This is a genomic window from Intrasporangium mesophilum (assembly GCF_054783095.1).
In genome coordinates this window covers 220,858-247,857 of record NZ_BAAGRF010000019.1, presented here as the reverse complement: position 1 = coordinate 247,857, position 27,000 = coordinate 220,858, and the positions used below count along the sequence as shown (strand labels likewise).

The 27,000-nt window shown below is 71.7% G+C and carries 21 protein-coding genes and 1 pseudogene; 8 read left to right on the top strand and 14 right to left on the bottom strand.

Annotation, left to right across the window (positions count from 1 at the left end; genetic code table 11):
• Positions 1-4: 4 nt before the first annotated feature.
• Entirely contained in the window at positions 5-1,228 is a 1,224-nt protein-coding gene (locus ACYVLP_RS17390; RefSeq protein ID WP_460628589.1) for an acetyl-CoA C-acetyltransferase, read from the bottom strand.
• 315 nt (positions 1,229-1,543) lie between these two features.
• On the opposite strand from ACYVLP_RS17390, the gene ACYVLP_RS17385 reads away from it, so the two are divergent.
• Positions 1,544-2,296 (top strand): hypothetical protein, encoded by a 753-nt coding sequence (locus ACYVLP_RS17385; protein ID WP_460628588.1) that lies wholly within the window; start codon positions 1,544-1,546, stop codon positions 2,294-2,296.
• On the opposite strand, the gene ACYVLP_RS17380 is transcribed toward ACYVLP_RS17385, so the two are convergent.
• The 4 genes from ACYVLP_RS17380 to ACYVLP_RS17365 all read right to left on the bottom strand — a co-directional run bounded on the left by ACYVLP_RS17380 (position 2,289) and on the right by ACYVLP_RS17365 (position 9,447).
• Complete coding sequence (locus ACYVLP_RS17380; RefSeq protein ID WP_460628587.1) at positions 2,289-3,572, bottom strand: SGNH/GDSL hydrolase family protein; 1,284 nt, start codon at positions 3,570-3,572, stop codon at positions 2,289-2,291. The two genes, ACYVLP_RS17385 and ACYVLP_RS17380, sit on opposite strands and share 8 nt — an antisense overlap.
• Positions 3,573-3,786: 214 nt before the next feature.
• Positions 3,787-7,200 (bottom strand): error-prone DNA polymerase, encoded by a 3,414-nt coding sequence (locus ACYVLP_RS17375; protein WP_460628586.1) that lies wholly within the window; start codon positions 7,198-7,200, stop codon positions 3,787-3,789.
• Positions 7,200-8,747 carry a DNA polymerase Y family protein gene (locus ACYVLP_RS17370; protein ID WP_460628585.1) on the bottom strand — a complete coding sequence of 516 codons (1,548 nt, stop codon included), beginning with the start codon at positions 8,745-8,747 and terminating at the stop codon, positions 7,200-7,202. The genes ACYVLP_RS17375 and ACYVLP_RS17370 overlap by 1 nt, the downstream gene beginning before the upstream one ends.
• 1 nt (position 8,748) lies before the next feature.
• On the bottom strand, positions 8,749-9,447 hold the full coding sequence (locus ACYVLP_RS17365; protein ID WP_460628584.1) for a hypothetical protein: 699 nt from the start codon (positions 9,445-9,447) through the stop codon (positions 8,749-8,751).
• Between the two features lie 50 nt (positions 9,448-9,497).
• On the opposite strand from ACYVLP_RS17365, the gene ACYVLP_RS17360 reads away from it, so the two are divergent.
• Both ACYVLP_RS17360 and ACYVLP_RS17355 read left to right on the top strand, forming a co-directional pair.
• Entirely contained in the window at positions 9,498-9,647 is a 150-nt protein-coding gene (locus ACYVLP_RS17360) for a hypothetical protein (RefSeq protein WP_460628583.1), read from the top strand.
• Between the two features lie 9 nt (positions 9,648-9,656).
• The gene (locus ACYVLP_RS17355; RefSeq protein WP_460628582.1) at positions 9,657-11,027 is read left to right on the top strand and encodes a cystathionine beta-synthase; all 1,371 of its coding nucleotides are present in this window, start codon (positions 9,657-9,659) and stop codon (positions 11,025-11,027) included.
• A gap of 20 nt (positions 11,028-11,047) precedes the next feature.
• Here ACYVLP_RS17355 and ACYVLP_RS17350 read toward each other — a convergent pair whose 3' ends face one another.
• Positions 11,048-11,629 carry an HhH-GPD-type base excision DNA repair protein gene (locus ACYVLP_RS17350; protein ID WP_460628581.1) on the bottom strand — a complete coding sequence of 194 codons (582 nt, stop codon included), beginning with the start codon at positions 11,627-11,629 and terminating at the stop codon, positions 11,048-11,050.
• Positions 11,630-11,785: 156 nt separating this feature from the next.
• Positions 11,786-12,442, bottom strand: a complete 657-nt coding sequence (locus tag ACYVLP_RS17345) for an IMPACT family protein (protein ID WP_460628580.1) — start codon at positions 12,440-12,442, stop codon at positions 11,786-11,788.
• Between the two features lie 149 nt (positions 12,443-12,591).
• Here ACYVLP_RS17345 and ACYVLP_RS17340 point away from each other — a divergent pair, with 149 nt between their 5' ends.
• Both ACYVLP_RS17340 and ACYVLP_RS17335 read left to right on the top strand, forming a co-directional pair.
• Positions 12,592-13,194: a TetR/AcrR family transcriptional regulator gene (locus ACYVLP_RS17340; RefSeq protein WP_460628579.1), complete on the top strand. Its 603-nt coding sequence runs from the start codon at positions 12,592-12,594 to the stop codon at positions 13,192-13,194.
• Positions 13,194-13,901, top strand: a complete 708-nt coding sequence (locus ACYVLP_RS17335) for a VC0807 family protein (protein WP_460628578.1) — start codon at positions 13,194-13,196, stop codon at positions 13,899-13,901. The genes ACYVLP_RS17340 and ACYVLP_RS17335 overlap by 1 nt, the downstream gene beginning before the upstream one ends.
• Here the strand turns inward: ACYVLP_RS17335 and ACYVLP_RS17330 are convergent.
• A complete protein-coding gene (locus ACYVLP_RS17330) occupies positions 13,889-14,602 on the bottom strand; it encodes a sirohydrochlorin chelatase (RefSeq protein ID WP_460628577.1) in 714 nt (237 codons plus the stop codon). The two genes, ACYVLP_RS17335 and ACYVLP_RS17330, sit on opposite strands and share 13 nt — an antisense overlap.
• A 178-nt stretch (positions 14,603-14,780) precedes the next feature.
• Here ACYVLP_RS17330 and ACYVLP_RS17325 point away from each other — a divergent pair, with 178 nt between their 5' ends.
• A complete protein-coding gene (locus ACYVLP_RS17325) occupies positions 14,781-15,965 on the top strand; it encodes a uroporphyrinogen-III synthase (protein WP_460628576.1) in 1,185 nt (394 codons plus the stop codon).
• A gap of 58 nt (positions 15,966-16,023) precedes the next feature.
• On the opposite strand, the gene ACYVLP_RS17320 is transcribed toward ACYVLP_RS17325, so the two are convergent.
• Positions 16,024-16,410, bottom strand: a complete 387-nt coding sequence (locus tag ACYVLP_RS17320; protein WP_460628575.1) for a winged helix-turn-helix transcriptional regulator — start codon at positions 16,408-16,410, stop codon at positions 16,024-16,026.
• Positions 16,411-16,452: 42 nt separating this feature from the next.
• On the opposite strand from ACYVLP_RS17320, the pseudogene ACYVLP_RS17315 reads away from it, so the two are divergent.
• Positions 16,453-17,244, top strand: a pseudogene (locus ACYVLP_RS17315) (NAD(P)H-binding protein); the annotation flags it as partial.
• A 266-nt stretch (positions 17,245-17,510) separates the two neighbouring features.
• Here the strand turns inward: ACYVLP_RS17315 and nirD are convergent.
• From nirD to ACYVLP_RS17290, 5 genes are read right to left on the bottom strand one after another with little or no spacing between them, the layout of a single operon-like run.
• Positions 17,511-17,951: a nitrite reductase small subunit NirD gene (nirD, locus tag ACYVLP_RS17310; protein ID WP_460628574.1), complete on the bottom strand. Its 441-nt coding sequence runs from the start codon at positions 17,949-17,951 to the stop codon at positions 17,511-17,513.
• 23 nt (positions 17,952-17,974) lie between these two features.
• Positions 17,975-20,539 carry a nitrite reductase large subunit NirB gene (gene nirB / locus ACYVLP_RS17305; RefSeq protein WP_460628573.1) on the bottom strand — a complete coding sequence of 855 codons (2,565 nt, stop codon included), beginning with the start codon at positions 20,537-20,539 and terminating at the stop codon, positions 17,975-17,977.
• Positions 20,539-22,212, bottom strand: a complete 1,674-nt coding sequence (locus ACYVLP_RS17300) for an FAD-dependent oxidoreductase (protein ID WP_460628572.1) — start codon at positions 22,210-22,212, stop codon at positions 20,539-20,541. The genes nirB and ACYVLP_RS17300 overlap by 1 nt, the downstream gene beginning before the upstream one ends.
• Complete coding sequence (locus tag ACYVLP_RS17295) at positions 22,209-24,359, bottom strand: molybdopterin oxidoreductase family protein (protein ID WP_460628571.1); 2,151 nt, start codon at positions 24,357-24,359, stop codon at positions 22,209-22,211. The genes ACYVLP_RS17300 and ACYVLP_RS17295 overlap by 4 nt, the downstream gene beginning before the upstream one ends.
• On the bottom strand, positions 24,356-25,870 hold the full coding sequence (locus tag ACYVLP_RS17290) for a nitrate/nitrite transporter (protein ID WP_460628570.1): 1,515 nt from the start codon (positions 25,868-25,870) through the stop codon (positions 24,356-24,358). The genes ACYVLP_RS17295 and ACYVLP_RS17290 overlap by 4 nt, the downstream gene beginning before the upstream one ends.
• 243 nt (positions 25,871-26,113) lie before the next feature.
• Between ACYVLP_RS17290 and ACYVLP_RS17285 the strand changes: the two genes are divergently transcribed.
• Positions 26,114-26,962 carry an alpha/beta fold hydrolase gene (locus tag ACYVLP_RS17285; protein WP_460628569.1) on the top strand — a complete coding sequence of 283 codons (849 nt, stop codon included), beginning with the start codon at positions 26,114-26,116 and terminating at the stop codon, positions 26,960-26,962.
• The last annotated feature ends 38 nt before the right edge of the window (positions 26,963-27,000 follow it).

The window sequence follows — 27,000 nt, the reverse complement described above, 5'->3', positions numbered from 1 at the left end:
TGGCTCAGCTGAGGCGCTCGAAGATGACTGCCATGCCCTGGCCGCCGCCGACGCACATCGTCTCGAGGCCGAACTGCTGGTCCCGCTCACGCAGCGCGTTGATGATCGTGCCGGTGATCCGCGCGCCCGTTGCGCCGAACGGGTGACCGATGGCGATCGCGCCGCCGTTGACGTTGAGCTTGTCGTAGTCCATGCCGATCTGGTCGGCCGAGCCGATGACCTGCGCCGCGAAGGCCTCGTTGATCTCGTAGAGGTCCATGTCACCGATCGACATGCCCGCCCGCTTCAGCGCGAGGCTCGTCGCCTCGACCGGGCCGAGGCCCATGATCTCGGGGGACAGGCCGGTCGCGGCGGTCGACACCACGCGCGCCAGGGGCATCAGGCCCAGCTCCTTGGCCTTGGTGTCGCTCATGACCACGAGGGCCGCGGCGCCGTCGTTGAGGGGGCAGCAGTTGCCGGCCGTGACCGTGCCCTGCTCACGGAAGACGGGATTCAGCGCCTGGACCGCCTCGAGGGTGACACCGGCACGTGGTCCGTCGTCCTTGCTGACGACCGTGCCGTCCGGCGTGGTGATGGGTGTGATCTCCCAGTCGAAGAACCCGCGCTGGATCGCCGCCTCGGCGCGGTTCTGCGAGGTCACGCCCCACTCGTCCTGGCGTTCGCGTGAGATGCCGTATGCCGTCGCGACGTTCTCGGCGGTCTGGCCCATCGCGATGTAGATGTCGGGCAGGTTGCCCTCGGCGCGCGGGTCGGTCCACGTCTCGTTGGTCTCGGCGATGCGCTTGGTGCGGGCCATCGCGTCGGCGAAACGTGGGTTCTGCGAGTCGGCCTTCGCGCCGCCGGCACCGGCCCAGTCGATGTACTGCGACACGCACTCGACGCCCGCGGAGACGAAGATGTCGCCCTCCCCGGCCCTGATGGCGTGGAAGGCCATCCGCGTCGTCTGGGCTGAGGACGCGCAGAAGCGGTTGATGGTCGCGCCGGGCGTGCCGTCGAGGTCGAGCAGGGTGGCCACGACCTTGGCCATGTTGGCGCCATGCTTGCCGGACGGCTCGGCGCAGCCGAGGTAGATGTCCTCCACGAGGGTCTTGTCCAGCGCCGGGATCTTGTCGAGCGCCGCCTGGATCACCGTGGCAGCAAGGTCGTCGGGACGGACCTCCTTGAGCGATCCCTTGAACGCTCGCCCAAAGGGGGAACGGGCGGTCGAGACGATGACGGCTTCGGTCACGGGGTATCTCCTGGGGCAACGTCGGCAGCCACGCACGTCGGCGCGCAGCAACTAAGCGCTTGCTCAGTCAACCTCGATGGTAGGTCCTCGTCGCGCCGAGCGACACTCCCCGGCGTATGGCCTACGCCACCCTGAGACCTACCGCACCCTGCGGCATACGGCGGTCCCTTCGGTATGCCGGCCGGCTGAGCAAGCTCGTCCAGGGGCGCCAGCGCCGTTTCCGCGGAGGCGGTTAGGGTGTACGGGTTGCCGGCGCGGCCCAGCGTCGCCCGCCCGAACCACCCGGGCGCCATCCGAACAGGGAACTCCACACACATGAAGACCATGACGACGCGCATCGTCGCGCTGACGGGCGCGCTCGCGATCAGCCTCGGCGCAGCGGCGTGCTCCAAGTCCGACACGCCCTCGACCGCCTCCACGTCGACGCCTGCCGCGTCGACCTCCACGGGATCGACCCCGACCTCTACCGAGGCACCCGAGGCGTCCGACATCCTCCAGAAGGCCAAGGACAACGCGCTCGCCGCGACGTCCGGCGCCTTCGCCGGCGACATCGACCAGGACGGCAAGTCGATCAAGATCGACTTCAAGGGCACGAGCGACGGCAAGACCGCCGACATCTCCATCGAGCTCGAGGGCGAGGGCAAGGCCCGCCTCATCTCGCTGCCCGACGCCGTCTACATCCAGGGCGACCAGACGTTCTGGAAGAAGCAGGGCGCCCCTGCCAACGTCCAGAAGGCGGGCGACAAGTTCATCAAGGCTCCGACGTCGGCTTCCTCGATGGCCGAGAGCCTCAGCCTCAAGGCGTTCCTGGAGAAGGCCTTCGGCGCGGTGACCCCGGACCAGCTGGCCACCGATGTCGCATCGGAAACCGTCAACGGCGTCGACTGCTGGGTGCTCTACGACAAGAAGGGCAAGACCGAGGGCGCGCTCTACGTCTCCAAGGACAAGAGCGAGGTCGTCCGCTTCACCGGCTCGACCAGCAGCCCTGGCCAGCTCGACTTCTCCAAGTGGAACGAGGACCTCGGCATCAAGGCCCCGCCGGCCGACCAGGTGATGCAGGTCAGCTGACCCCAGTGGAGCTCGTCGAGCCGGTGGCGCTCGACGAGCTCGCCGGCGCCGCGGGGTAGCCGACCGGCGGACGCCTCGGCGTCGGCTGGTTCGAAGGCTCACCTGCCGACGCCTGACTCGACGTCGGGTAACTCGGCTTCAGCTCACTCGTCGACAGCTGGCTCGGCCTCGGCTCCGACGGAGCGGGTCGGGTCGGCCGCTGCTCGTCGCCGGGCGCCGGCCCGCCCGCACCGACATCCGAGCCGGCGGTCTGGCGCTCAGAAGCGTCCCGGCCGGCGAGGCCCCACGGGGCTGCCGGGATGCGGTGCAGCAGCACCGCCCAGCGGCCCTGGGCGCCGCGCGAGAGGCCTGCGACCTCGGCCGGCGCCACCTCCGTGCCGGGCTGGGCCACGGCCCTGGTCGCGGCCTCGGCGACCGGGCCGACACTCTCGCCGCGGCGCAGGCTCGGCTCGCGCGGGTGGCTCCGCTCGCCGAAGAGGTCGAGCGCGGCGCTGACACTCGGCAGCATCGCCGCCGCCACGCGAGCGTAGCCGGCCGGGCTCGGGTGGAAGCGGTCCTCGCTGAACATCACGGACGGGTTGGCCGAGAACGCCTCGCTGAGCAGGTCGCCGACCGAGACCGCACGTCCGCCCGCCTCGACGACGGCGACGGTCTGCGCGGCGGCCAAGTCTCGCGACCAGCGGCGCGCCAGGTAGCGCAGGGGCTGGGGCACCGGCTGGATCGCGCCCAGATCGGGGCAGGTGCCGACGACGACCTCGGCGCCCGCCTCACGCAAGGTGCGCACGGCCATCTCGAGATGGCGCACGGCGATCGACTTGTCGATCCGGTGGGTGACGTCGTTGGCGCCGATCGAGATGACCGCGACATCGGGCGCGGGGACGAGGTCGAGTGCGCGGTCGACCTGGGAGTCCAGGTCGGGCGACTCGGCACCGATGACCGCAACGTTGGTCAGCTCGACGGTGCGCCCGCTGAAGGCCGCCACCCCGCTCGCGATGATCGCCCCGATGGTCTGGTGAGCAAGCTCCGCACCCATGCCGCGTGCGGTCGAGTCGCCGAGCATGACGAAGCGAACCGGCCCACCCGGCCCGGAGCCGTACGTGCCGCTGTCGACCGGGGCGCCGTCGAACTGCTGGCCGACGATCCGCCGGGCCAGCACGGCCTCGGCCCGGATCAGGCCGTACCCGAGCAGGCTCAGCACACCGAGGCCGGCAACGCCCATACCTCCGCCGTACGCCGCTGACTGGGCGATCTTGCGTGCACGCCGCGCGCGGCCCATGCGGTGGTCCCCCTCCCGGTCGGATCGGTCGAGCCACCACGGTAACGCTCGGGTCCGACGTGACGTGCCCGGTCTGCACAGCCCCGACGCCGGCCCCACGAACGGGACATACACAGGGCCGATGGACCGCCACGAGCCCGGCAGTCACGCGGCCGTATGCCGTGTCGCGGGGTGCGTGGAGGTCGGTCGGGCCCGGCGTCACTGAGGGGCCCCGCTACTGGAAGTTGCGCGGGTGATGCCGGGCAGCGAGGGCCTGCTCGGCGGTGGGGCTGATCGCGGCCAGCGAGGTGATCTGGTCGGCATAGAGGTTGGTGACACCGTCGCTGCGCTCGACCAGGCCGCGGACCACCAGGCACGCCGCCGTGCGAGCCACCTTGCGGTAGCGGGCCCAGACACCCTCGGTGCAGATGACGTTGAGCATCCCGGTCTCGTCCTCGAGGTTGAGGAACGTCACGCCACCGGCGGTGCCGGGTCGCTGCCGATGGGTCACAAGCCCGCACACGTGCACACGGCGCTCGGGCTCGCCCGAGAAGACCTCGGCGACGCTGCGGATCCCGGCGCCGTGGAGCGTGGGGCGAAGGTGCAGCAGCGGGTGGCTGTCGGGGGAGATCATCGTCGCCCAGAGGTCGGCCAGGGTGGCCCCGACGTCGCCCAGCTCGGGCAGCATCGGCGCCGGGACGGCGACGCTCGTGCCGGCCAGCTGGTCAGGCCGTTCGGTGAACCCTGCGGCCCACAGGGCCTCACGGCGGGAGAGCTCCCAGACCTCGAACGCTCCCGCCGTGGCCAGCGCCTCCAGCTGGCGGGAGTCGAGCCGGGCCCGCCGGGACAGGTCAACGATGTCGGTGAACGGCCGCTCGTCGCGTGCGGCGACGATCCGCTCAGCCACGTCCTTGCCGATCCCACGCACCTCGTCGAGTCCGAGCCGGACGGCGAAGGCGCCGTCGCGGCGGTGGGTCAGCGTCGGGTCGGCAGCGGCGTCGTCGTACGCCGTGGGGCGGTGGTCCTGCTCGATGCACTCCTCCAGCCCGGTGGGCGAGCATCCTGTCGGGTCCAGCCGCTCCAAGCCGGCCTGGGCGCCCGAGTGCACGATGCACGGGCGGCGGACCTGCACCCCATGTCGGCGAGCGTCCTGGACCAAGGACTGCGGCGAGTAGAAGCCCATCGGCTGGGCGCGCAGCAGCCCGGCGAGGAACGCAGCGGGGTAGTGCAGCTTGAACCACGAGCTGGCATAGACGAGCAGCGCAAAGCTGAGCGCGTGGCTCTCGGCGAAGCCGAAGTTGGCGAAGGACAGGATCTGCACGTAGATCCGCTCGGCGGCCGCACCGACCAGACCACGCCTCGCCATGCCCTCGAAGAGCTTCTCCTTGATGGTCTCGATGCGCTCGATGCCGCGCTTGGACCCCATCGCCCGTCGGAGCAGGTCGGCATCGTCGCGGGTGCAGTCCCCGATCGCGACCGCCATCTCCATGAGCTGCTCCTGGAACAGCGGCACGCCGCGGGTGCGCTCCAGGACCGGGATCAGGTCGGGGTGCGCGTAGGTGGTCTCCTCGCGGCCGGTGGCCCGCCGGATGTACGGGTGGACCGCGCCCCCTTGGATCGGGCCGGGCCGGATCAGCGCGATCTCGATGGCCAGGTCGTAGAACGCTCGCGGGCGCAGTCGCGGAAGGGTCCCGATCTGTGCCCGGCTCTCCACCTGGAACACCCCGACCGAGTCGGCGCGGCAGAGCATGTCGTAGACACCAGGCTCTTCCTTGGGCAGTGACTGGAGCGTCCAGTGCTCGCCGAGCTCCTCACGGACCATCACGGTCATGTGGTTGAGCGCGCCGAGCATGCCCAGCCCGAGGAGGTCGAACTTGACCAGGCCCATCCATTCGCAGGCGTCCTTGTCCCACTGCAGGACCGTGCGCTTGTCCATCCGGGCGCGCTCGATCGGGCAGACCTCGCCGATCGGCCGCTCGGTCAGGATCATGCCGCCGGAGTGGATGCCCAGATGGCGCGGCGCTCGCATGAGCTGGTTGGCAAGACCGACGACCGGCTCGGGGATCGCGCCCGGGTCGCCGTCGCTGCCCTCAGCCACCACCGCGGTCCAGCTTTCGATCGACTTGGACCAGGCATCCTGCTGGCCGGGGGAGTATCCCAGTGCCTTGGCGGCGTCCCGGACCGCCATCTTCGGCCGGTAGGTGATGACGTTGGCGACCTGGGCGGCGTTGTGACGGCCGTAGCGGTCGTAGACCCACTGGATCACCTCCTCCCGACGGTCGGAGTCGAAGTCGACGTCGATGTCAGGCTCCTCGTCGCGATGCTGGGAGATGAACCGCTCGAACGGCAGGTTGTAGAAGACCGAGTCGATCGCGGTCACGCCGAGGGCGTAGCAGACGGCCGAGCTGGCTGCGGATCCGCGGCCCTGACAGAGGATCCCCTGCTGGCGAGCGAACTCGACGATGTCATGGACGATCGTGAAGTAGCCGCAGAAGTCCTTCTCCTCGATGATCCGCAGCTCGTGCTCGATCCGCTCGCGGGCTCGCTGCTCGTGCGGCCGCCCGGCGTAGTAGACCTCGAAACCGCGGTCGACCAGCACCCGCAGCCAGGTTGCCGGCGTGTGCCCCGGCGGGATGCCGAGCTTGGGCAGGCGCGGGGTCGCCTTCTGCAGGTCGAAGGCCAGGGCGTCCGCGATCTCGACAGACCTGGCGACGGCACCCGGATAACGGCCGAACCGGTCGGCCATCTCCTGCCCGGTGCGCAGGCACGCGGCACCCCAGGGCGGGAGCCAGCCGTCCATCTCGGCCAGGCTGCGCCGGGCCCGGACGGCGGCCATCGCCGCGGCCAGCCTGTGACTGTCCGGTGTGGCGTAGTGGACGTTGTTGGTGGCGACGACCGGGAGCCCGTGGACGTCGGCCAGGGCGGCCAGCAGGTCGTTGTCCTCGTGGTCGCGCGGGCCGCCGTGGTCGATGAGCTCGACCACAACCCGGTCGAGGCCGAACAGTGCGGTCAGCCGGTCCAGCTCGTCAGCGGCGTCCCCGGGCGAGCGGCGCAGAGCCGACCTGACGGCTCCCTTACGGCAGCCCGTGAGCACCATCCAGTGACCCCGCCCGCGCTCGGCCAGCTCGTCGAGGTCGTAGACGGGGCGGCCTTTCTCGTCCCCGCGCAGCTGCGCGTCGGTGATCGCCGCAGCCAGCCGGTGGTAGCCCTCGACCCCGTCGGCGAGCACGAGCAGGTGGCTGCCCTCGGGATCGGGGACGCCGTTCTGCGGCGACGTCAGCCCCAGGGACAGCTCGGCGCCGAACACGGTCCTGATCCCGCGGTACTTCTGAGCGATCTCGGCGAACAGCGGAGCACCGGCGAACCCGTCGTGGTCGGTGAGCGCGATTCCCTCGAGCCCGAGCCGGACCGCCTCCTCGACGAGGGCATCGGGCCCGCTGGCGCCATCGAGGAAGGAGAAGCTGCTGTGGCAGTGCAGCTCGGCGTACGGGGTCAGCGGACCGTCCGGACGGCATACCTCGTCCTTGGGGTGGTACGGCTTGCGCTTGCGCGAGCCGGGCCACTCGTCGGGCGGGCCGTAGCGGCGCGGGTCGGCCGACAGCCTGCGCTCCAGCTGCGACCACGGGATCGCGGGGTTGCTCCAGCCCATCAGTCGTATGCCGCCTCGGTCCACCACTGCCCGCCTGAGCAGCGCATGAGCCAGGCCCGGCCGTCGACCCCCACCATCTGGAAGCGCGCAGTCCGGGTGGCACCCTCCGGGCTCCACCACTGCTCGTCCACCGGCCACGGACCTGCCCAGGAGTGCACCCGCTGCCACCCCGGCGTGTCACCGGCCTGGAAGCGGGACGGCTCGCCGGTGACCATCCCGCGGTCCGTCACCGACACCGGCCGGCGGTCCTCGTCGACGACGGCGCTCGCCCAGGGCTCGCTGAAGACCCGGCTCGGTGCGGGCGGCGGGATCTGTCCCGGCCAGGGCTGGTCGACCGGGCGCAACACGGTCGGTCGCTCGCCCCAGGGCACCAGCCGCTGGCGGTCCGCGGGGGCCCGGCCGCCCTGCCGCACGGGGGTCACTACGGCGTCGTAGCCGAGCAGCGCCTGCACCCGGGCCACACCACGGTCGACCCGCTCGTCGGTGCCGCCCCAGAGGCCTTCGGCATGCGCGGCGACGGGCTCGACCGTCTCGGGGATGAACCGGACCAGGCCGACCGGCGCCCCGACCAGCAGACCGTCGGGCTGAGCCTGGAGCTGCCAATGGACCCGGTCGACGAGGTCAGCGGCGCTGAACCAGCGCGAGTGCACCCAGGTGCGGGCGCTCAGGAGCGTGCCGTGGGTGTCGTCGCCCGCGGCCTCGATGCGGACGGCGGTGCACACCAGCCCGCGGGACAGGAGGTCGGTCACCAGCTGCTCGGCCTTGCGGCGGACGCTGAAGCAGACAGCCTCCACGGACGCCAGCGGCGGCTCGAAGCTGACGGTTGCCACGAGATCGGGGGGTGGCACCCGCGTGGCAGGCTCGACCCGGTCGGCCCCGCGAGCGAGCCGGTGCACCTTGGCGCCGTATGCCCCGAACCGGGCGACCACGTCGCCCGCGGGCAGCTGCGCGAAGCTGCCGAGCGTGCGGATGCCGAGGCGTTGCAACAGCCCGACGAGATCGGCGTCGTCGATCACACTCACGGGCACGTCGCGCAGGAACGCGGCCGAGGCGCCTTCCGGCACCAGCCGCCAGCCCTGGACCTCCGCGTGCCGGGCGGCCTGCTCCGCAGTGAACAGGTCGTCGGCGACCCCGATGCGCACATCCCAGACGCCCAGCTCGACGATGCGCTCCGCGATGACCGCGGCGGCGTTCTCTTCGCCGCCGTAGAACCGGCCCGGCGCGCGGATCGCGAGCAGCCCGGGCCGCAGCGGGGCGACCCCGGGCCGGAGCTCCTCGACCGCCGCCAGGACCGGCTCGAACGCGCGCGCGTCGCGGTCGGGGTTGTCCGGCAGGAGCACCAGCTCGGGACACCGGGCCTGGGCGTCCCGGCGCCGCATGCCCCGTCGTATGCCGTTCTGCCGGGCCTCCTCGTTGCAGGCCACGACCACGTTGCGGGCCATCACCGCGACCGGCCTGGACATGGGGGAGGCGTCGCCGGCGAGGTCCCCGTCAGCCACGCTGGCGACCACCGCCCAGTCGGGACACCACACCACGAGCACCCGCATGTCAGCCCACCTCGCGGACCATGGCGAGCGCCGGCTCCGGATCGACGCGCGAAAGCCCGGTGCTCGGGCCGAGCTCCAGCTCCACCCGCTGCGCCGGCGCGGAACCACGGCTCACCGCGACCACCATCCGACGGCGGTCCAGGCGGCCGTGACCCTGGTCCAGCCCGGTCCACGACGATGTCTCCACGGACAGCCGTGCCTCGCTGCCCGGCCAGCTGCCCCAGCTCACCAGCACCGCGGACCGTTTGCGCAGCCGGGCGCCCACCCGGCTCGCGGTGCGAGCGCTCACCCCGGCCGGCGGACGCAGCAGGACCATCGTGACGACGTCGACGAGCGCGGCTGTCGCCTCGAGCCACAGGTCGCCCGGGTCGGGCACGAGCACGGTCCTGCTCAGGTCGATGCCGAGCTCGGCGGCGGCCTCGACGCCGAAGTCACGGACGCCGATGACGGCCACCCACGAGCCCTCGCGGGAAGGCTGCGCGAGCAGCGCCAGCGCCAGGCCGGCACTGTCCACCTCATAGGCGCCGCCGGTGCGCAGGTCGACGAGCCCGGTCAGCGCCGGATGCGTCGCGACCGGGTGTCGGGGCAGCCCTTCCTGCATCCCGTGGATGCGGTCCTGCAGCTGCCTCACCGTGTGCTCGCGCCCGTCGCCGCGCGCCGTCAGGCGGCGGGTCGAGGTCGGGATGCGGGTTGCGGGCACCACTCCATGTTCGAACACATGTTCGATCCAGTCAAGGCGCTCGGGAGAGCGTGCAGACTCACCCGGGCCACCCGGCACACGGCTCGCCTGGCCACTCGGCATACGGCCCGCCGGGCCACCCGGCATACGGCCCGGCGCCACCCGGCATACGGCTCGAGGGCTCGTCGGGCCGGTCTCACGGGCTGGGACGGCCCTCCTAGGATGGAGCGGTGAAGTACGCAGAGAACGTCGTGGACCTCGTAGGAAACACCCCCCTGGTCAAGCTCGGCCCGGTCGTCACCGACGCCGGGGTGAGATGCACCGTGCTGGCCAAGATCGAGTACTTCAACCCAGGTGGGTCGGTCAAGGACCGGATCGCCCTGCGCATGGTCGAGGCGGCCGAGCGCGACGGCCTGCTCAAGCCGGGTGGCACCATCGTCGAGCCGACGAGCGGCAACACCGGCGTGGGCCTGGCGCTGGTGGCCCAGCGCCGCGGGTACAAGTGCGTGTTCGTGTGCCCCGACAAGGTGAGCCAGGACAAGCGTGACGTGCTGCGCGCCTACGGCGCGGAGGTCGTCGTCTGCCCGACCGCGGTCGCCCCCGACCACCCCGACTCCTACTACTCCGTGTCGGACCGGCTGGTCAGCGAGATCGACGGGGCCTGGAAGCCCAACCAGTACTACAACCCGGAGGGCCCCAACAGCCACTACCTCACGACCGGGCCTGAGATCTGGCGCGACACCGACGGCAGGGTGACCCACTTCGTCGCCGGCGCCGGCACCGGCGGCACCATCAGTGGCACAGGCAAGTACCTCAAGGAGGTCTCCGGCGGCGCGGTGCGCAACATCGCGGCCGACCCCGAAGGCTCGGTGTACTCCGGCGGCACCGGTCGCCCCTACCTCGTCGAAGGCGTCGGCGAGGACTTCTGGCCGGGCGCCTACGACCCATCGGTCGTCGACGACGTGATCGCGGTCTCCGACGCCGACTCCTTCTCGATGACCCGCCGGCTCGCGCGCGAGGAGGGCCTGCTCGTCGGGGGCTCCTGCGGCATGGCGGTCGTCGCGGCGATCCGCGCGGCCAAGGACCTTCCCGAGGACGCCGTCGTCGTCGTGCTCCTGCCCGACTCGGGTCGCGGCTACATGTCGAAGATCTTCAACGACGACTGGATGCACTCGTACGGCTTCCTGTCCGACCACACCGAGCAGACCGTCGGGGACGTCTTGCGCACCAAGTCGGGCGACATGCCGGCGCTCGTGCACACCCACCCGAACGAGACGATCCGCGACGCCGTCCACATCCTGCAGGAGTACGGCGTCTCGCAGATGCCCGTCGTCAAGGCCGAGCCGCCCGTCATGACCGGCGAGGTGGCCGGGTCGGTCAGCGAGCGAGTCCTGCTCGACGCGCTCTTCACCGGCCGCGCGCACCTCGCCGACTCCGTGGAGAAGCACATGGAGCCGGGGCTCCCGCTCGTCGGCGCCGGGTCGCCGGTCTCGGCCGCGCGCAAGGAGCTCCAGGCCAGCGACGCGATCCTGGTGATCGACGACGGCAAGCCCGTCGGCATCCTGACCCGAGCCGACCTGCTCGCCTTCCTCACCGACTGAGCCGGGAATCTGCCTGCGGCTCAGGCGTTCTGCTTGGCCTCTGCCTTCTTGGCCTTCTTGTACTCGCGCACCTTGAGACGTGACTCCGCGTCGACGACGTCGGCGATGGAGCGGTGCCCGGGCTGGCCGTAGTCACCGCTCGCCTCCTGCCACCCCTCGGGGGCGACGCCGAAGCGCTTGGCGAGCAGCGCGGCGAAGATCTTGGCCTTCTGGTCACCGAAACCCGGCAGGCTGCCGATCCGGCGCACGAGCTCGTCGCCGCTGGTCACGCCGGCCCAGACGTTGGCGGCGTCACCACCCCACTCGTCGACCAGCGCCTGGCAGAGCTGCTGGGTGCGGGTGGCCATCGAGCCCGGGAACCGGTGCAGCGCGGGCGGCGTCCGGAAGTACTCGAGCAGGGTCTCCGGCGGCAGGGCGGCGATCGTCGCCGCGTCGAGGCGCCCGCCCGCGGGCACGCCCATGCGCTCGGCGAGCACGCTCGGAGAGGTGAAGGCCTTCTCCATAGGGATCTGCTGGTCGAGCTGCATGCCGAGCAGGAGGGCGAGCGGGTCGCGTTCGAGCAGCTCGTTGGCGGCGTCGGTCGAGGCAAGGTGCAGGGCCATGGCACCCATCTTGACGTATGCCGCGCCCACCCGCGGTAGGTCCCCTTTCGTAGGACCTGGCGTCCCGTCCGACATAGGAAGCTCCCCGGGAGCTGCCGGACGTGCGGGGGGAGCGCCTCAGTGCACGACGTGGTGTGTCCGGCGGGACGCCTGACCTCAGGTCGGGCCGGGGAGGTCGACCCAGCTCGGCTCTCCGGGGGAGATCCGCCCCCGTCCGGAAGTGAGGGCGGCCACCGCGCCCGTGACCGCACCGGCCGCATCGGGCGCCGCCGCCAGCTCGAGCCGGACGCCGTCGGCGAGGTAGTCGACCGTGCGCACGTCCACGTCCGGCAGCCCCCGCAACGCATGCTCGACGCGGGGAGCCGCCGCGTGGTCGACCTCGACGACGAGCCCGTCGCGCAGGGTGCGGGTCAGTGGTGTGGACCCGTCGAGCGCGGCGCTGACCGAGTCGCCGTACGCGCGGATCAGGCCGCCGGTGCCGAGCAGTGTCCCGCCGAACCAGCGCGTCACCACGGCGACGACGTCGGTGAGCCCGCGCCCCCGCAGCACCTCGAGCATCGGCGCACCTGCCGTGCCGGATGGCTCACCGTCGTCGTTGCTGCGCTGGGTCGCACCATCTGGCCCGAGCACGAATGCGGTGCAGTGATGCCGGGCGTCGCGGCTCGCCGCCCGCACCGACTCTATGAGCGCCCGCGCCTCGTCCTCGGACGTCGCCGGCGAGACGTCGCAGACGAACCGCGACCGCCGCACCTCGATCTCCGCCCGGGCAGGACCCGCGAGGGTCACGTACGTGCGCGCGGGGGTGGGCGGCATACATCCTCGGTTCGATGGTGAGGCAGGAGCTCACCCGAGTATGCCGTCCCATCCGTCCGCGCCCGCCGTGCCCTCCGTGCCCCGTGGCCCAACCCGACGACGGCCCGTTTCGCGACCACCTTTTTGCATCGGTGAGCTAGAGTTTGCACATGCATGCAAGACGGCGCGATGTGGAAGCGTCCGTGACGCAGCGCGCCCGGCGGGAGCAGATCGTCGATGCGGCGGTCGCGACCATCGCCGAGCGCGGGCTGGCGGGTGCGTCGTTCGCGCGTATCGCCGAGCGTGCCGGCCTCTCCAGCGTCGGTCTCATCTCGTACCACTTCGACGGGCGCGCAGACCTGCTGGCCCAGATCGTCGAGGACTACGTGCGTGACATCAGCGCGTGGACGGGGCAGCGCATGAGCGCCGCTCGCTCGCCCGCACAGGCTCTCGAGACGTACGTGCGCGCCAACGTCGCCTTCATCGCCGACCATCCAGAGCGGATGCGGGCGCTCACCGCGATCTTCCTCGGGGGCGGGTTCCAGTACGACGCGAAAGACGAGGCCGCCGCCGTCTCACCTCTCGAGCAGATCCTTCGCGACGGTCAGGAGGCGGGGGAGTTCCGCGACTTCGACGTCGTTGTCATGGCAGCCCTGGTCCAACGGGCCGTCGACGGGCTGCCCTTCCTGCTCCAGAGCGGTCCCGACCTCGACCCAGCCGGCTATGCCGACGAGGTCGTCATGGTCTTCCGGCTCGCGACGACGAGCGACTGATGGCCGGCCGACAGGTGCTCCGACTCTTCGTCGACCTCGGCGTCCCCGTCGTGCTGTTCTACGTTCTGCGGGCAGCCGGGGTCGAGGTGCTGCCAGCGCTCGTCGCCTCCGCGCTGGTGCCCACCGTCAGCGTCGGCGTCCAGCTGGCGCGCCGCCACGAGTTCGACGGCCTCGGGATCGCCGTAGCCGCAACGGCGCTCGCGACGGCTGGGCTCTCGCTCTGGTCAGGCAGCCCTCGTGTGGCGCTGGCGCGCGACGGCTGGCTGACCCTCGCCTGGGGACTGGCCTTCCTCGCGAGCCTGGCCGGTCGACGTCCAATGACCTTCACCTTCGCCCGGCCCCTCCTAGAGGGTCGACGGGTGTGGGCCGGCCGGCGCGGGTTGGTCGCACCGAGACCCGAGCCGTGGGACGAGATCTACGAGGCGGAGCCGCGCTTCCGGCGAGCCTGGCGTGCGACGACGGTCGTGTGGGCGGCGGCGTTCGTCCTCGACGCGGTCGCACGGTTCGCCGTCGCTGCCTGGGCGCCGCTCGACGCAGCGCCCGCTATGGCGGCGGCGCTCTGGCCGGTGACCCTGGTGGCGTTGCAAGTCGTCACGAATGTCCAGCTCGCCCTGAGCGGTCTCTGGCGGACCCTGGCAGCGCCCGCGCTGCCCAGAGATGGGGAGGAAGGCCGGCTCGGGACGCGGCGTCAGGATCAGGCGAGGTAGCGCTCGATGACGATGTCCACGAGGTCCGGCGCGGGCGGCTCGTCGGGCATGAGCAGAGGCGCGGTGACAACGTCGGCCCCGGATGCGGCAGCCTGGTCGGCGAAGTAGCCCGGTGCCAGGAGGTAGGTTGCCACGACGACTCTGCGACCCGGAACGCGTTGTGCTGCAACGGCGTCCGCAAGCCTCGGCTGAGCCGCGGACAGGAAGCCGACGGTCACGTCGCGCGCGACCAGGCGGCCCAGGGTGACCGCGATGGTCCGGCAGTCCTCGACGGCCGACGGCTCGGACGAGCCGGCCGCACCGAGCACGACGACGTCGTCGTCCCGCAGCCCCGAAGCCACCAGCCGAGCACGGAGCAGCTCTGCGAGCCGGTCGTCCGGGCCCAGGGCCGGGGCCACCGACGCGTCCGGTGCAGCGGCGGCGGCCTCGGTGAGGTCGACGAAGACGTGGTAGCCGGCGGACAGCAGCAACGGCACCAGCCGCGCGGCCCGCCCGGCCGGCAGCGCGCGCAGCACCGCCGCGGGGTCGGGCCGCTGGACGTCCACGAAGGCCGCCAGCACGTCCAGGTCCGGTCTTCGGGAGGCCACGGCACGCACCAGCGCATCGACGGAGGCCTGCCCGTCGGGGGATGCCGTCCCGTGCGAGGACGCGACGAGGACGGGCGGTAGCGGTTGTGGTGGCGCGTCCGGCACGCTGGTCATGGCAGCACTGTGACAGGTGAGCCTGCCGCACGGCTGTGCCGGTCGAGGGTGAGGCCGCCGTTACCGCCACCTCGCCTGGCCGAAACGCCGCGGAAACACACACTGCCTAGTGTGGAACGACGAGCTGGCAGCTCGAGGCCGCGCTGCGACACGAGCCGACGACGGAAGGAGGCCGTGCATGAGCTCCGCGCCCCACCGCGACCACCCGACGACCGCCTGGTCGGCGCAGCTGACCGGCCCCGATCCCGATGCGTCGAAGGTCGAGACGACGGGTCCCGTGCTCGAGGGATTCCGGATTGCAGTGACCTCGGACCGCCGGTCCCACGACCTCATCGACGCATTCGTGCGCCGCGGCGCGGAGGTGATCCACGCTCCGGCTGTGCGGATCGCCCCCATCGACGAGGATGAGGTGCTCATCGGCGACACGCGAGCCATCATCGAGAGCCGGCCCGACGTCGTCATCGTCACGACGGCATACGGCTTCAGGCGCTGGGTGGAGTGCGCCGACGCTGCCGGCCTCGGGGAGGACCTGTCTCGCACGCTCGAACGGGCGCGCATCATCGTGCGTGGTCCGAAGGCGCGCGGCGCCGTCCGAGCCGCAGGGCACGACGACGACGGCATCGCCGACGACGAGCGGACGGCCTCGACGGTGAGCCTCGCTCTGCAGTCGGGTGTTGTGGGCAAGCGGGTTGCCGTCCAGCTGCACGGGTTCGAGGACGTCGAGCAGCTCGAGCGGCTGCGCTCGGCGGGGGCGCAGGTGCTGACGGTGGCGCCCTACCGATGGGTCCGGCCCACCGACGAGAGCCGTCTGGGACGGCTCGTGGCGGCGGTCGCCGCCAGGGAGGTCGATGTCGTCACGTTCACGTCAGCACCCGCCGTCGACGGGCTCGTCTCGGCGGCGGCACAGCTGGGCATGGACGGCGTGCTCGTCGACGCGCTGCGCTGTGGGGTGACTGCAGCCGCGGTCGGCCCGGTGACGGCGGCGCCACTACTCGACCTCGGCGTGAGTCCGATTGTGCCGGAACGGTTTCGGATGGGGGCGCTGATTCGCACAGTGGTCGAGCACCTGACCCTGAACGGCGTCGAGGACGTCCAGACGGCGCTCGGGCCGCTGCACGTGCACGGCCGCGTCGTCACGTTCGGCGGCGAGACCGTGACGCTCGCCCGAGGCCCGCGCGCGATGCTCGCGGCCCTGATGGCGGACCCGGGAGCGGTGTGCACCCGCGAGCGGCTGCTCGACGAGCTGCCCGAGGCCGAGAACGAGCACGCCCTCGACATGGCCGTGAGCCGGCTGCGCGCCGCCCTGCCCGACCGCGACCTCGTGCAGACGGTGGTGCGCCGGGGCTACCGCCTCAACGTGTGAGCGGCCGCGCCGCCTTCGGCGACCCGGCTCCGCGAAGGACCCGCCGCGCCGCCCGCTGTCAGCGGCGTGCCCCTGCCTGCGCGTCGTCGAGGATCGCGGGCGCATGCTCGGCGATCCAGTCCATCAGCGGGACAAGGCGGTCGGCGAGCTCCCGGCCCCGCGGAGTCAGGGAGTACTCGACATGGGGCGGGACGACGGGCCGGGCGTCGCGGTCGACCAGGCCGTCGGCCTCGAGGGTCCGCAAGGTCTGGGCGAGCATCTTCTCGCTGACGCCCTCGGCGCGCCGGCGCAGCTCGCTCCACCGGAGCGAGTCGCCCTCCGCGAGCGCGAGGAGCACCAGCGTGCCCCACTTGCTCGACACGTGGTCGAGCACGACCCGGCTGGGGCAGCCGGCAGCGAAGACGCCGTCGGGAAAGTGGCGTCGCAGGCTCTGACTAACTGTCACGTCAGTACCTTACTTCAAAGTGGGTACTAACTTGTGGGAAGTATGCCTCCGCACTCGTCGTTGCCGGGAAGGCCAGACCCCTTCCATCACACTCCCACGGAGGACCTCATGACCCTGCTCGTCACCGCCGCAAGCGGACACCTCGGCCGACTCGTCGTCGAGGCGCTGCTCGATGCCGGCACCCCCGCCGCCGAGATCGTCGCCACGTCCCGTCGCCCCGAGTCCGTCGCCGACCTGGCTGCGCGCGGTGTGGAGGTGCGGCGAGCCGACTACGACGACGCGGCCTCTCTGGACGCTGCCCTGGCCGGCGTCGACCGCCTGCTGCTCGTGTCCGGCACTGACACCGGGCGCCGCGTCGCCCAGCACCGGAACGTCGTCGAGGCTGCCAAGCGCGCGGGGGTCCGCCTCCTGGCCTACACGAGCATCGTGCACGCTCCGACCTCGGATCTCGTTCTGGCCCAGGAACATCGGGAGACGGAGGAGGTCATCGCCGCCTCCGGCATCCCCTTCGTCTTCCTCCGCAACTCGTGGTACCTGGAGAACTACACCGGCCAGGTGCCTGGACTGGTCGAGCGCGGTGTGCTGCTCGGCGCGGCGGGTGACGGCCGGGTCAGCGCAGCCACGCGAGCCGACTTCGCCGCGGCCGCGGCGGCCGTGCTCACGGGCGACGGGCACGAGGGAGCGGCATACGAGCTCGGTGGCGACGAGTCGTTCACGATGGCTGAGCTCGCTTCTGCCGTGAGCGTGGCAGGCGCGCGAGAGGTCGCCTACCGGGACCTGTCGGAGGCAGAGCTCACGGACGCTCTGGTCGCAGCGGGTCTGCCGGGGCCGTATGCCGCCGCGCTGGCCGACGGTGACCGCGGCATCCGCGCGGGTGCCCTGTTCACCGACTCCGGTGACCTGAGCCGGCTCATCGGTCGGCCCACGACGTCCGTGGACGAGGCGGTTCGCGCCGCCCTGCGACGCGTTCGCCGTGACGGTTGGGACGGAGCGGCCACTCGACGGGGAGGGGGCCGGGGGCATCCGGACGGTTGGGGGTGTGGGACCGGGTCCCCGAACCCCTTCGTCGAGTGGCCGCGCGGTCTCATGCGGCTCAGGACTCACGGGGCAGCAGTGGCGGGGAGGCCACTCGACGCTGCGGGGAGGGGGACGCCGACCCGCACGACCCCGCTCTGGACGCGGACGGCATACGTCGTCACTGCGACCGAGGGGTCGTCGAGTGCCACCCCGGTGCGGATCGAGAACACCTGCTTGAGCAGGGGCGAGGCCACCGTGGGCTCGCCGGCGCGGTCGCCGGTGAGCCCACGTGACAGGACGGCGGCGCCGGCATACGGGTCGATGTTGTCGACCGCGTAGATCATCCCGTTCGGCAGGAGGAACACGGCTGCCTGGGCACCGCCGGACAGCAGTACGGCGACGCCGCGCCCCGGCACGAGCGTGTCCACCGGACAGGCGTCGACCCAGCGCCGCGCCCCGGGAGCAGGCAGCACACCCGGACGGACAACGGCACGCGGCCGCACTGGCGCAGTGAGAGTAGCCATGGTGAGTTCCCTTCTGCCAGAGCTCAGCTCGGGACCTTGGTGGTCGGCATCCCGAGCATGACGGGCACGGTGCGCGCGCCGGAGGTGTCGAAGGCGATCGTCGGGTCGGGCTCGTCGGGTGCGTTGACGAAGGACACGAACCGCGCGAGCTTCTCATGGTCGTCGAGCACCGCCTTCCACTCGTCCCGGTAGCCGGCCACGTGACTGGCCATCGCCGCCTCCAGGTCAGCCGCGATCCCCAGCGAGTCCTCGCAGACGACGGCCCGCAGGTGGTCCAGACCGCCCTCAAGCGACTCCAGCCACGGCGCCGTCCGCTGCAGCCGGTCGGCGGTCCGGACGTAGAACATGAGGAACCGGTCGATGTAGCGCACGAGCGTGTCCGCGTCGAGGTCGCTCGCGAGCAGCACGGCGTGCGTGGGCGTCTGGCCGCCGTTGCCGCAGACGTAGAGGTTCCAGCCCTTGTCCGTCGCGATCACCCCGACGTCCTTGCCCCGGGCCTCGGCGCACTCGCGAGCGCAGCCGGACACCCCGAGCTTCAGCTTGTGCGGTGACCGGAGACCTCGGTAGCGATGCTCGAGCTCGACCGCCATCCCGACCGAGTCCTGGACGCCATAGCGGCACCAGCTCGACCCGACGCACGACTTCACCGTCCGCAGGGACTTGCCGTACGCCTGCCCCGACTCCATGCCGACGTCGACGAGGCGCCGCCAGATCGCGGGCAGCTGCTCGACGCGAGCGCCGAACATGTCGATCCGCTGCCCCCCGGTCACCTTGAGATAGAGGCCGAAGTCTCTTGCGATCTGGCCGATCTCGATGAGCTGCTCGGCCGTCACCTCGCCACCCGGCATACGGGGCACGACCGAGTAGGTGCCGTTCCGCTGGATGTTCGCGAGGAAGTGGTCGTTGCTGTCCTGCAGAGCTGCCTGCTCACCGTCGAGGATGTGGTCGCTGCTCGTCGACGCCAGGATCGAGGCGATGGTGGGCTTGCAGATCTCACACCCGGTGCCGGTGCCGTAGCGGCTGACCAGCTCGGAGAAGGCCCGGATCCCGGTCGATGCGACGATCTCGAAGAGCTCGGCGCGGCTCTGCTCGAAGTGCTCGCACAGGCCCTTCGACAGCTCGACGCCGGAGTCGACGAGGAGCTTCTTGACTGTGGGGAGACAGCCTCCGCAGGTCGTCCCAGCGCTCGTGCACCCCTTGATCGCCGCCAGGTCGCACGCGCCCTCGCCGATGGCGCCACAGATCGAGCCCTTCGTGACGTTGTTGCACGAGCAGATGACCGCGTCGTCCGGCAGCGCGTCCGCGCCGAGGTCGGCGCCCGCGGGAGAGATGAGCGTGGCTGGGTCGCCGGGCACCTCACGCCCCACATACGCCTTGAGCGTCGTGTATGCCGTCGCGTCGCCGACCAGGATGCCGCCGAGCAGGGTCCTCGCGTCGTCGCTCAGCACGAGCTTGGCATAGGTGCCCTTCGTGGCGTCGGTGTGGACGATCTCCAGCGCGCCCGGCGTCGTGCCCATAGCGTCGCCGAAGGACGCGACGTCGACGCCGAGGAGCTTGAGCTTGGTCGACAGGTCCGCGCCGGGGAAGGTGGCCTCGCCGCCGAGCAGCCGGTCGGCCACGACCTCGGCCATCGTGTAGCCGGGCGCGACGAGCCCGTAGCAGCGACCCTCGACCGCGGCGACCTCGCCGACGGCCCAGACGGACTCGTCGTTCGTGCGGCAGGCCGCGTCGGTGACGACGCCTCCGCGGGCGCCGACCTCGAGACCTGCCGCGCGTGCCACGGCGTCGGCGGGGCGGACTCCTGCGGAGAAGACGACGAGGTCGGTGAGCAGCGCTGTGCCGTCGGACAGCTCGACCGCCAGGCGGCCGTCGTCCTGCGGCGCGATCGAGCTCGTCCCGGTGCCGGTGTGGACCTGCACGCCGAGAGCGCCGATGAGTCGGGCCAGGACTGCGCCACCACCCTCGTCAACCTGGAGCGGCATGAGCCGCGGTGCGAACTCGACCACGTGCGGCGTCAGGCCCAGCAGCCGCAGCGCGTTGGCTGCCTCGAGCCCGAGCAGCCCTCCGCCGACGACGAGGCCGTTCGCCTCGCGTCCCTCGGCTCGTGCCCGGGCGATGGCCATCTCGGCGCGGGTCCGGATGCCGTCGAGGTCGTCGAGGGTCCGGTAGACGAAGCAGCCTTCGGCGTCGTGCCCTGGCACAGGCGGCACGAACGGGTACGACCCGGTGGCGAGCACGAGCGCGTCGTAGCCGACCTTGTCGCCGGTGCTCGCCGTCACGGTCCGGGTCTCGCGGTCGACCTGCTCCGCTCGCGTGCCGAGCCGCAGGTCGACGAGGTCGTCGCCGGCATACGTGTTGTTCGCCAGCGCCAGCGCCGGTCGGTCCCACGCGCCGACGTAGGACGACAGCCCAACCCGGTCGTATGCCGCTTCCGCCTCCTCCGCGAGCACGACGACCCTCCACGTGCTGTCCGCGTCGCGCGAGCGCAGGGCCTCGACGAACCGGTGGCCGACCATGCCGTGGCCGACGACGACCGCGGTGCGGGTGGGGGTTCGACCGCTGCAGGAGTCGGCGGTGGGTGCAGTCATCAGGCTGCTCCTTCGATCGGGGCGCCCACCGGTGGGGCGAGCGCGGCGGGGGACGACAGCGGTGTCGTGGCGGGCGGGAGGGTCGAGTTCGCTTGGGGGACAGTGCCATCGGGCGCGCGAGTGTCCGGATCGGACGACCGCAGCCAGGAGCAGATCCCCTCGACAGCGCTCGTGCACGAGCCGCACCCCGTCGTGGCGCGAGTCGCGTCGGCGACGGCGCTGACCGTCTCGGCCCCGGCCCGGTAGGCTCCGACGATCGCCGACTTGGTGACCGTGTTGCACCGGCAGATGACGACGCTGCCGGGCATCGCCGCGAGGTTGGCCGTGTCGGATCCGCCGGCGCGGGCCACCGCTCGGCCGAGCAGCAGAGCCAGGCGGTCGCGCGGGACGACCGATCCCGTGTCGTAGAGCTGAGTCAGGGGGCCGGCTGCGTCCCCGACCCCGAGCAGGATCGCTCCCACGACCCGGTCGGAGCGCAGGACGAGCTTGGCGTAGCGGCCCCTGCTGGGATCGGTGAACGCCAGCACCTCGTGCTCCGGATCGTGCACGTCCACGGCGACGGACCCCATGCTCGCGAGGTCGATGTCGTGGGCCTTGAGCCGGGTCAGGACGTTCGTGCCCTCGTATGTGGCCTCGAGGTCGCCGGCGAGCACGTCGGCCAGCACCCGCGCCTGGTCCCATCCGGGCTGGACCAGGCCCGGCACCTCTCCACGGTGCTGAGCGCACTCGCCGATGGCGTGGACGTGCGGTACCGACGTCGCCAGGCGGTCGTCGACCACGATGGCCCGGTCGACCTCGACGCCCGCCGCACGCGCCAGGTCGACGCGAGGACGCACGCCGGCCGACACGACGACGAGATCCGCGGGTAGCGACGTGCCGTCATCGAGGACCACAGTGGGGGACCCGTCCGTGGCGCGGCGACGCTCGCTGACGAACCGGCCGAGGACGAGGCGTGCTCCGAGCTCCCGGACCACCCGGGCGAGCACGGCACCACCGTCGGCGTCGAGCTGTCGCTCCATGGGGAAGTCCGCCGGGTGCACCACTGTCACTGCCAGCCCCTTGGCGAGCAGACCTCGGGCCGCCTCCAGGCCGAGGAGGCCGCCGCCGATGACCACGGCGGTCGTGGCCGACTCGGCGACCTCGAGGATGCGTCGGCAGTCATCGACCGTGCGGAAAGCGACGACCCCGTCCGACCCGGCCTCCGCCTCGTCGGCGCGGGCGATCGGCGGGACGAACGGGGTCGATCCGGTGGCGAAGACCAGCTCGTCCCACGGGATGACCGAGCGACCCGGCGTACCTCCGGGCTCCTCGACACCGAACGGCACGTCCGGCGGGGCGGAGTCGGGGGAGGGGGCCAGCGTGGCGGTGCGGCGGTCGGGGTCCACGGCGGTGACCCTCGTTCCGGTGACGACGTCGATGCGCCGCGTGGCCCACCACCCGTCGGGCCGAAGGCGCGTCTCGCGCGGGGCGATGGCGCCGGCAATGACGTTCGAGAGCAGGACCCGGTTGTATGCCGGGTGGGGCTCCTCGCCGACCACGATCACGGCGAAACGCCGTGCTTCCGGGTCGCGCTGGCGCAGCTCCTCGGCAAGCCGGGCACCGGCCATGCCGTTGCCGACGACGAGGATGCGCCGTACGCGGGGCGCCCCCGGCAGGGACTGGATGTCGGTCACGGTGCGGCCTCCAGACGGACGGCGCATGCCTTGAACTCCGGCATTCGGCTGGTCGGGTCGAGCGCGGCGTGGGTCAGGGAGTTGGCGCGGGCGTCCCCGGACCAGTGGAACGGCAGGAAGACGACATCGGGACGCATGTCCTCGTCGAGGCGGACGAGCGCGCGGGTGCGGCCGCGGCGGCTGACCACGTCGGCGAGCTGGCCTTCGCGCACGCCGTGGCGGGCCGCGGTGTCGGGATGGACCTGGACGAACATGTCGCCCGCCGCCCTGCTGAGCTCGTCGACGAGACGCGTCTGAGCCCCGGACTGGTAGTGCTGCAGCACGCGGCCGGTCGTGGCCACCAGGGGAAAGTCGGCATCATCGGCCTCAGCCGGACCCACGTGGTCCACCGGGACGAACCGGGCGCGTCCGTCGGGAGTCGCGAACCGGTCGAGGAAGAGCCGTGGGCTGCCCTCGGGGCGGGACGGGGTGCACGGCCAGTGCAGCGCCTCGCCGGCATCGAGCCGGTCCCAGGTGATCGCCGAGTAGTCGGCCGGACCGCCCGCAGAGGCGCGCCGGAGCTCGTCGAAGACCTCGCGCGGGTCCGTCGAGAGGGAGACGGAGGAGCCGATGCGACGCGCCAGCTCGCTCCAGATCTCCAGCTCCCCGCGGCACCCGGCCGGCGGGGCAAGGGCCCTGCGGCGGCGCAGCACGCGGCCTTCGAGGTTGGTCAGCGTGCCCTCCTCCTCGGCCCACTGCAGGACCGGGAGCACGACATCGGCGACGGCGGCCGTCTCCGAGAGCACGAAGTCGGAGACGACCAGCAGGTCGAGGCCGGCGAGGCGCTGGGAGACGACTGCGGCGTCCGGCGCCGACACGACCGGGTTGGAGCCGTGCACCAGCAGCACCCGCGGCCCCGCGCTGGTCCCGAGCGACATGAGCAGCTCGAAGGCGCTGCGGCCGGGCCCGGGCAGGTCGTCAGCCGAGACGCCCCAGACCGCCGCGACGTGCTCCCGCGCGGCGGGGTCGTCGATCCGGCGGTAGCCGGGCAGCTGGTCGGCTTTCTGCCCGTGCTCGCGGCCGCCCTGCCCGTTGCCTTGACCCGTGATGGTGCCGAAGCCCGTGCCGGGGTTGCCGGGCAGGCCCAGCGCGAGGGCCAGGGCGATGAAGGCGGTCACCATGTCCGTCCCACTCGCGTGCTGCTCGCTGCCGCGAGCGCTGAGGACGTAAGCGCCCCGCTCGGTGTCGCGGGCCCGGGCGAGGGAACGGACGGCGGCGCGCAGCGTTGTCGCGGCGACACCGGTGACGCGCTCGACCCGCTCGGGCAGCCACTGCGCAGCGACGGGCCAGAAGTCGTCGAACCCGCTGGTCCGGGAAGCGATGAAGGCCCGGTCGGCATATCCCTCCGTCACCGCGAGATGCACCATGCCGAGGGCCAGGGCCGCGTCGGTCCCGGGTCGGAGCTGCAGGTGCAGGCCCCCACCGTCGACCGCCTTTGCGGCCGTCGGTGTGAGCCGCGGGTCGGCGACCATCAAACCCCCGCCGTCAGCGGCGCGCAGCAGGTGGGTAAGGAACGGCGGCATCGTCTCGGCGGGGTTGGCGCCGACCAGCAGGACCGCGTGGGCCGAGCCGATGTCCGTCACCGGGAACGGGAGCCCGCGGTCGAGCCCGAAACACCTGATGCCGGCCGCGGCAGCCGAGCTCATGCACCAACGGCCGTTGTAGTCGATCTGTGAGGTGCGGAGCACAGCACGCGCGAACTTGCCCAGCTGGTAAGCCTTTTCGTTTGTGAGACCGCCCCCGCCGAAGACGGCGACGGCATCCCGCCCGTATGCCGCCTGCGTCCGGACGATCGCGTCAGCCACCACGTCGAGGGCCTCGTCCCACGACGCCGGGTGCAGCTCGCCGCCGCGCCGGACCAGCGGGGTGGTCAACCGCCGTGGTGTGCGCAGCAGCTCGGCGCTGGTCCAGCCCTTCTGGCACAGCCCGCCACGGTTCGTCGGGAAGCGCCGTGGGCTCACCGTCAGCGTCTCGGGGGTGGTGCCCGAGAGGGTCATCGCGCACTGGAGGCCACAGTAGGCACAGTGGGTCGCGACGCCTTCAGGGCAAGCCTCCCTGCTGCCGACGCTTTCGGCGGGGGCCCTCAGGTTGGGTGTGGTCACCGTCATCGGAACCTGATCCGGGTCAGAGCCGCCGCGCCGACGTAGAAGAGCGTGAAGACGACGAAGGCGGCAGTCGCCGAGTGGCTTTCACCCTGGTAGGAGGCGCGCAGCCCGAGGTTGATGAGGACGCCGCCCAGCGCACCGATCGCCCCGGCGATCCCGATGAGAGCGCCGGACATCGATCGGGACCACGCTGTCCGCTCGATGTCCGGGCCCGGGATCGTGGCCGACTTCGCCTCGAAGAGCACCGGGATCATCTTGTAGACCGAGCCGTTGCCGACGCCGGACAGGACGAACAACAGGACGAACCCGCCGATGAGACCGGTCAGCTGAAGGCCGGTCGCGGCTCCGGGCGTGACGTCGTCCGAACGCGCGGCCAGCGTCACGAGAACGCCGGCGACGGCCAGGCCCACGAAGGTCCAGAGCGTGACCAGCGCACCCCCGCGCCGGTCGGCCAACCGCCCACCCCACACCCGGCTCACAGAGCCGAGCAGGGGGCCGATGAAGGCGATCTGGGCAGCGTGCAGAGCAGCTGAAGAGGTCTGCGCGGCCGTCGGGGTCGCGCCACCGGTCATACCGGCGAGGAAGGTCTGGTTCAGCACCTGGCCGAAGGCGAAGCCGAAGCCGATGAACGACCCGAACGTGCCGATGTATAGCAGCGAGATCGCCCACGAGTCCCCGTGGCGCAGCACCTCGAGCATCGCCTTCGGGTTCGCCGTCTGGTGGTCGAGGTTGTCCATGAAGATCGCGGCGCCGATGCTTGCGACGACGAGGAGTACGAGGTAGATGGCGCAGACGACCTCGGGTCGCCGGTTGCCGAGCGTCGCGATGACGAGAAGGCCGACGAGCTGGATGACCGGCACTCCGATGTTGCCACCGCCGGCGTTGAGCCCGAGTGCCCAGCCCTTCATCCGCTGGGGGTAGAAGGCGTTGATGTTCGTCATCGACGAGGCGAAGTTGCCGCCGCCGAGCCCGGCCAGGGCCGCGACGAGAAGGAACGTCGTCAGCGAGTGGCCCGGGTTGACCATGAGCCACCACGTCAGCAGCGTCGGCACGAGGAGTGCGACTCCGCTGACGATCGCCCAGTTGCGGCCGCCGAAGAACGCTGTGGCCATCGTGTACGGCACCCGTAGCAACGCGCCGACGAGCGTCGGGACGGCGACGAGGACGAACTTGTCGGCGGCCGTGAACCCGTAGACGGCCTGCGGCATGAACAGGACCATGACCGACCAGATGGACCAGATCGAGAAGCCGATGTGCTCGGTGGCGACGGACCAGACCAGGTTGCGCCGAGCGACCCTCTTGTTGCCCGCGTCCCAGGCAGCCGTGTCCTCGGGGTCCCAGTCGCGAATCACCTTGGTGCGTGGAGCGGTGAGCTCGCGGAACCGGTTCGGCCGTGACGGGGCGAGTGTCGTGCTCGACGCGGCTGTGGGGTCGGTGGTGGGTTCGGTGGTGGGTTCGGTGGTGGGTGCGGTCGCGGCGGTCGTGCCGGTGGAGCTGCCGGTGGTCGTGCTCACGGGGGTGTCCTCCTCGGGGCGGTGGGGCTCGGGGATCGCTCTCGGGAGCGTGGCGACCACGCTAGGTATGCCGTGTTGCCCCCTTTGCGGACAGCCGTAAAGCCCCCGTTACATCCCCCTCACGACCGCGACGAGCATCGGTGAGGTCCCACGAGGTCACGCACGACGGGCCGGCAGGCAACCCCTCACGGCGGTCGCGGGCGCTGGTGAGGAGGCCGACGGCATACGCGTAGGCTCGTCGGCATGAGCTCGCCCGCCTCTGCGAACGCCCTGCTCAACACGCTGTCGGTGGGCACCGCGGGGCCCCGGATCGCTTTCCTGCACGGCCTTTTCGGGCAGGGCCGCAACTGGAACCAGATCGCCAAGGCCGTGAGCGGACCGGACGGGTCGCGCGCCCGCTGCCTGCTCGTCGACCTGCCCGACCACGGCCGCTCGCCGTGGTCTCAGTCCTTCTCCCTCGACGGGTACGCCGACGCCGTCGCGGCGACCCTGCGCGCTGCCGCACCGGGCGAACGCTGGATGGTCGTGGGCCATTCGCTCGGCGGCAAGGTGGCGATGTTCCTCGCGCTGCGCCATCCCGACCTCGTCGACCGGCTCGTCGTCGTCGACATCGCACCCAAGGGATACGGGTCGCTCGACCGGTTCCAGGGCTACATCGACGAGATGAAGCGCCTGCCGCTCGACGAGCTGACGAGCCGTGCCGACGCGGAGGCGCGGTTCGAGGAGAGCGACCCCGGGGTCAAAGCGTTCCTGCTGCAGAACCTGCGGCGCGAAGGGTCTGGCGAGCACGCTCGGTGGTACTGGCAGGCGAACCTCGACCTCATCGCGCGCGACGCCGAGATGGGCCGCGAGTCCCGCATCGCTGACTGGCCCGCCGATGCCGACGACCTGCCGGCGTTCGCGGGTCCGGTGCTCTGGATCGCCGGTGGCGACTCGGCATACATCAAGAAGGCCGACTCCGAACGGATGCGGCAGCATTTCCCGCGGACTCGCCAGTTCACGATCAAGGGCGCCGGGCACTGGGTGCACACCGACGCCCCGGAGATCATCGTCACCGCGCTGCGGCGGTTCTCCCGCGGCAGCGGCGACTGACGTCGACAGGTGTCAGCGACGCCGGAGCGCTGAGACGC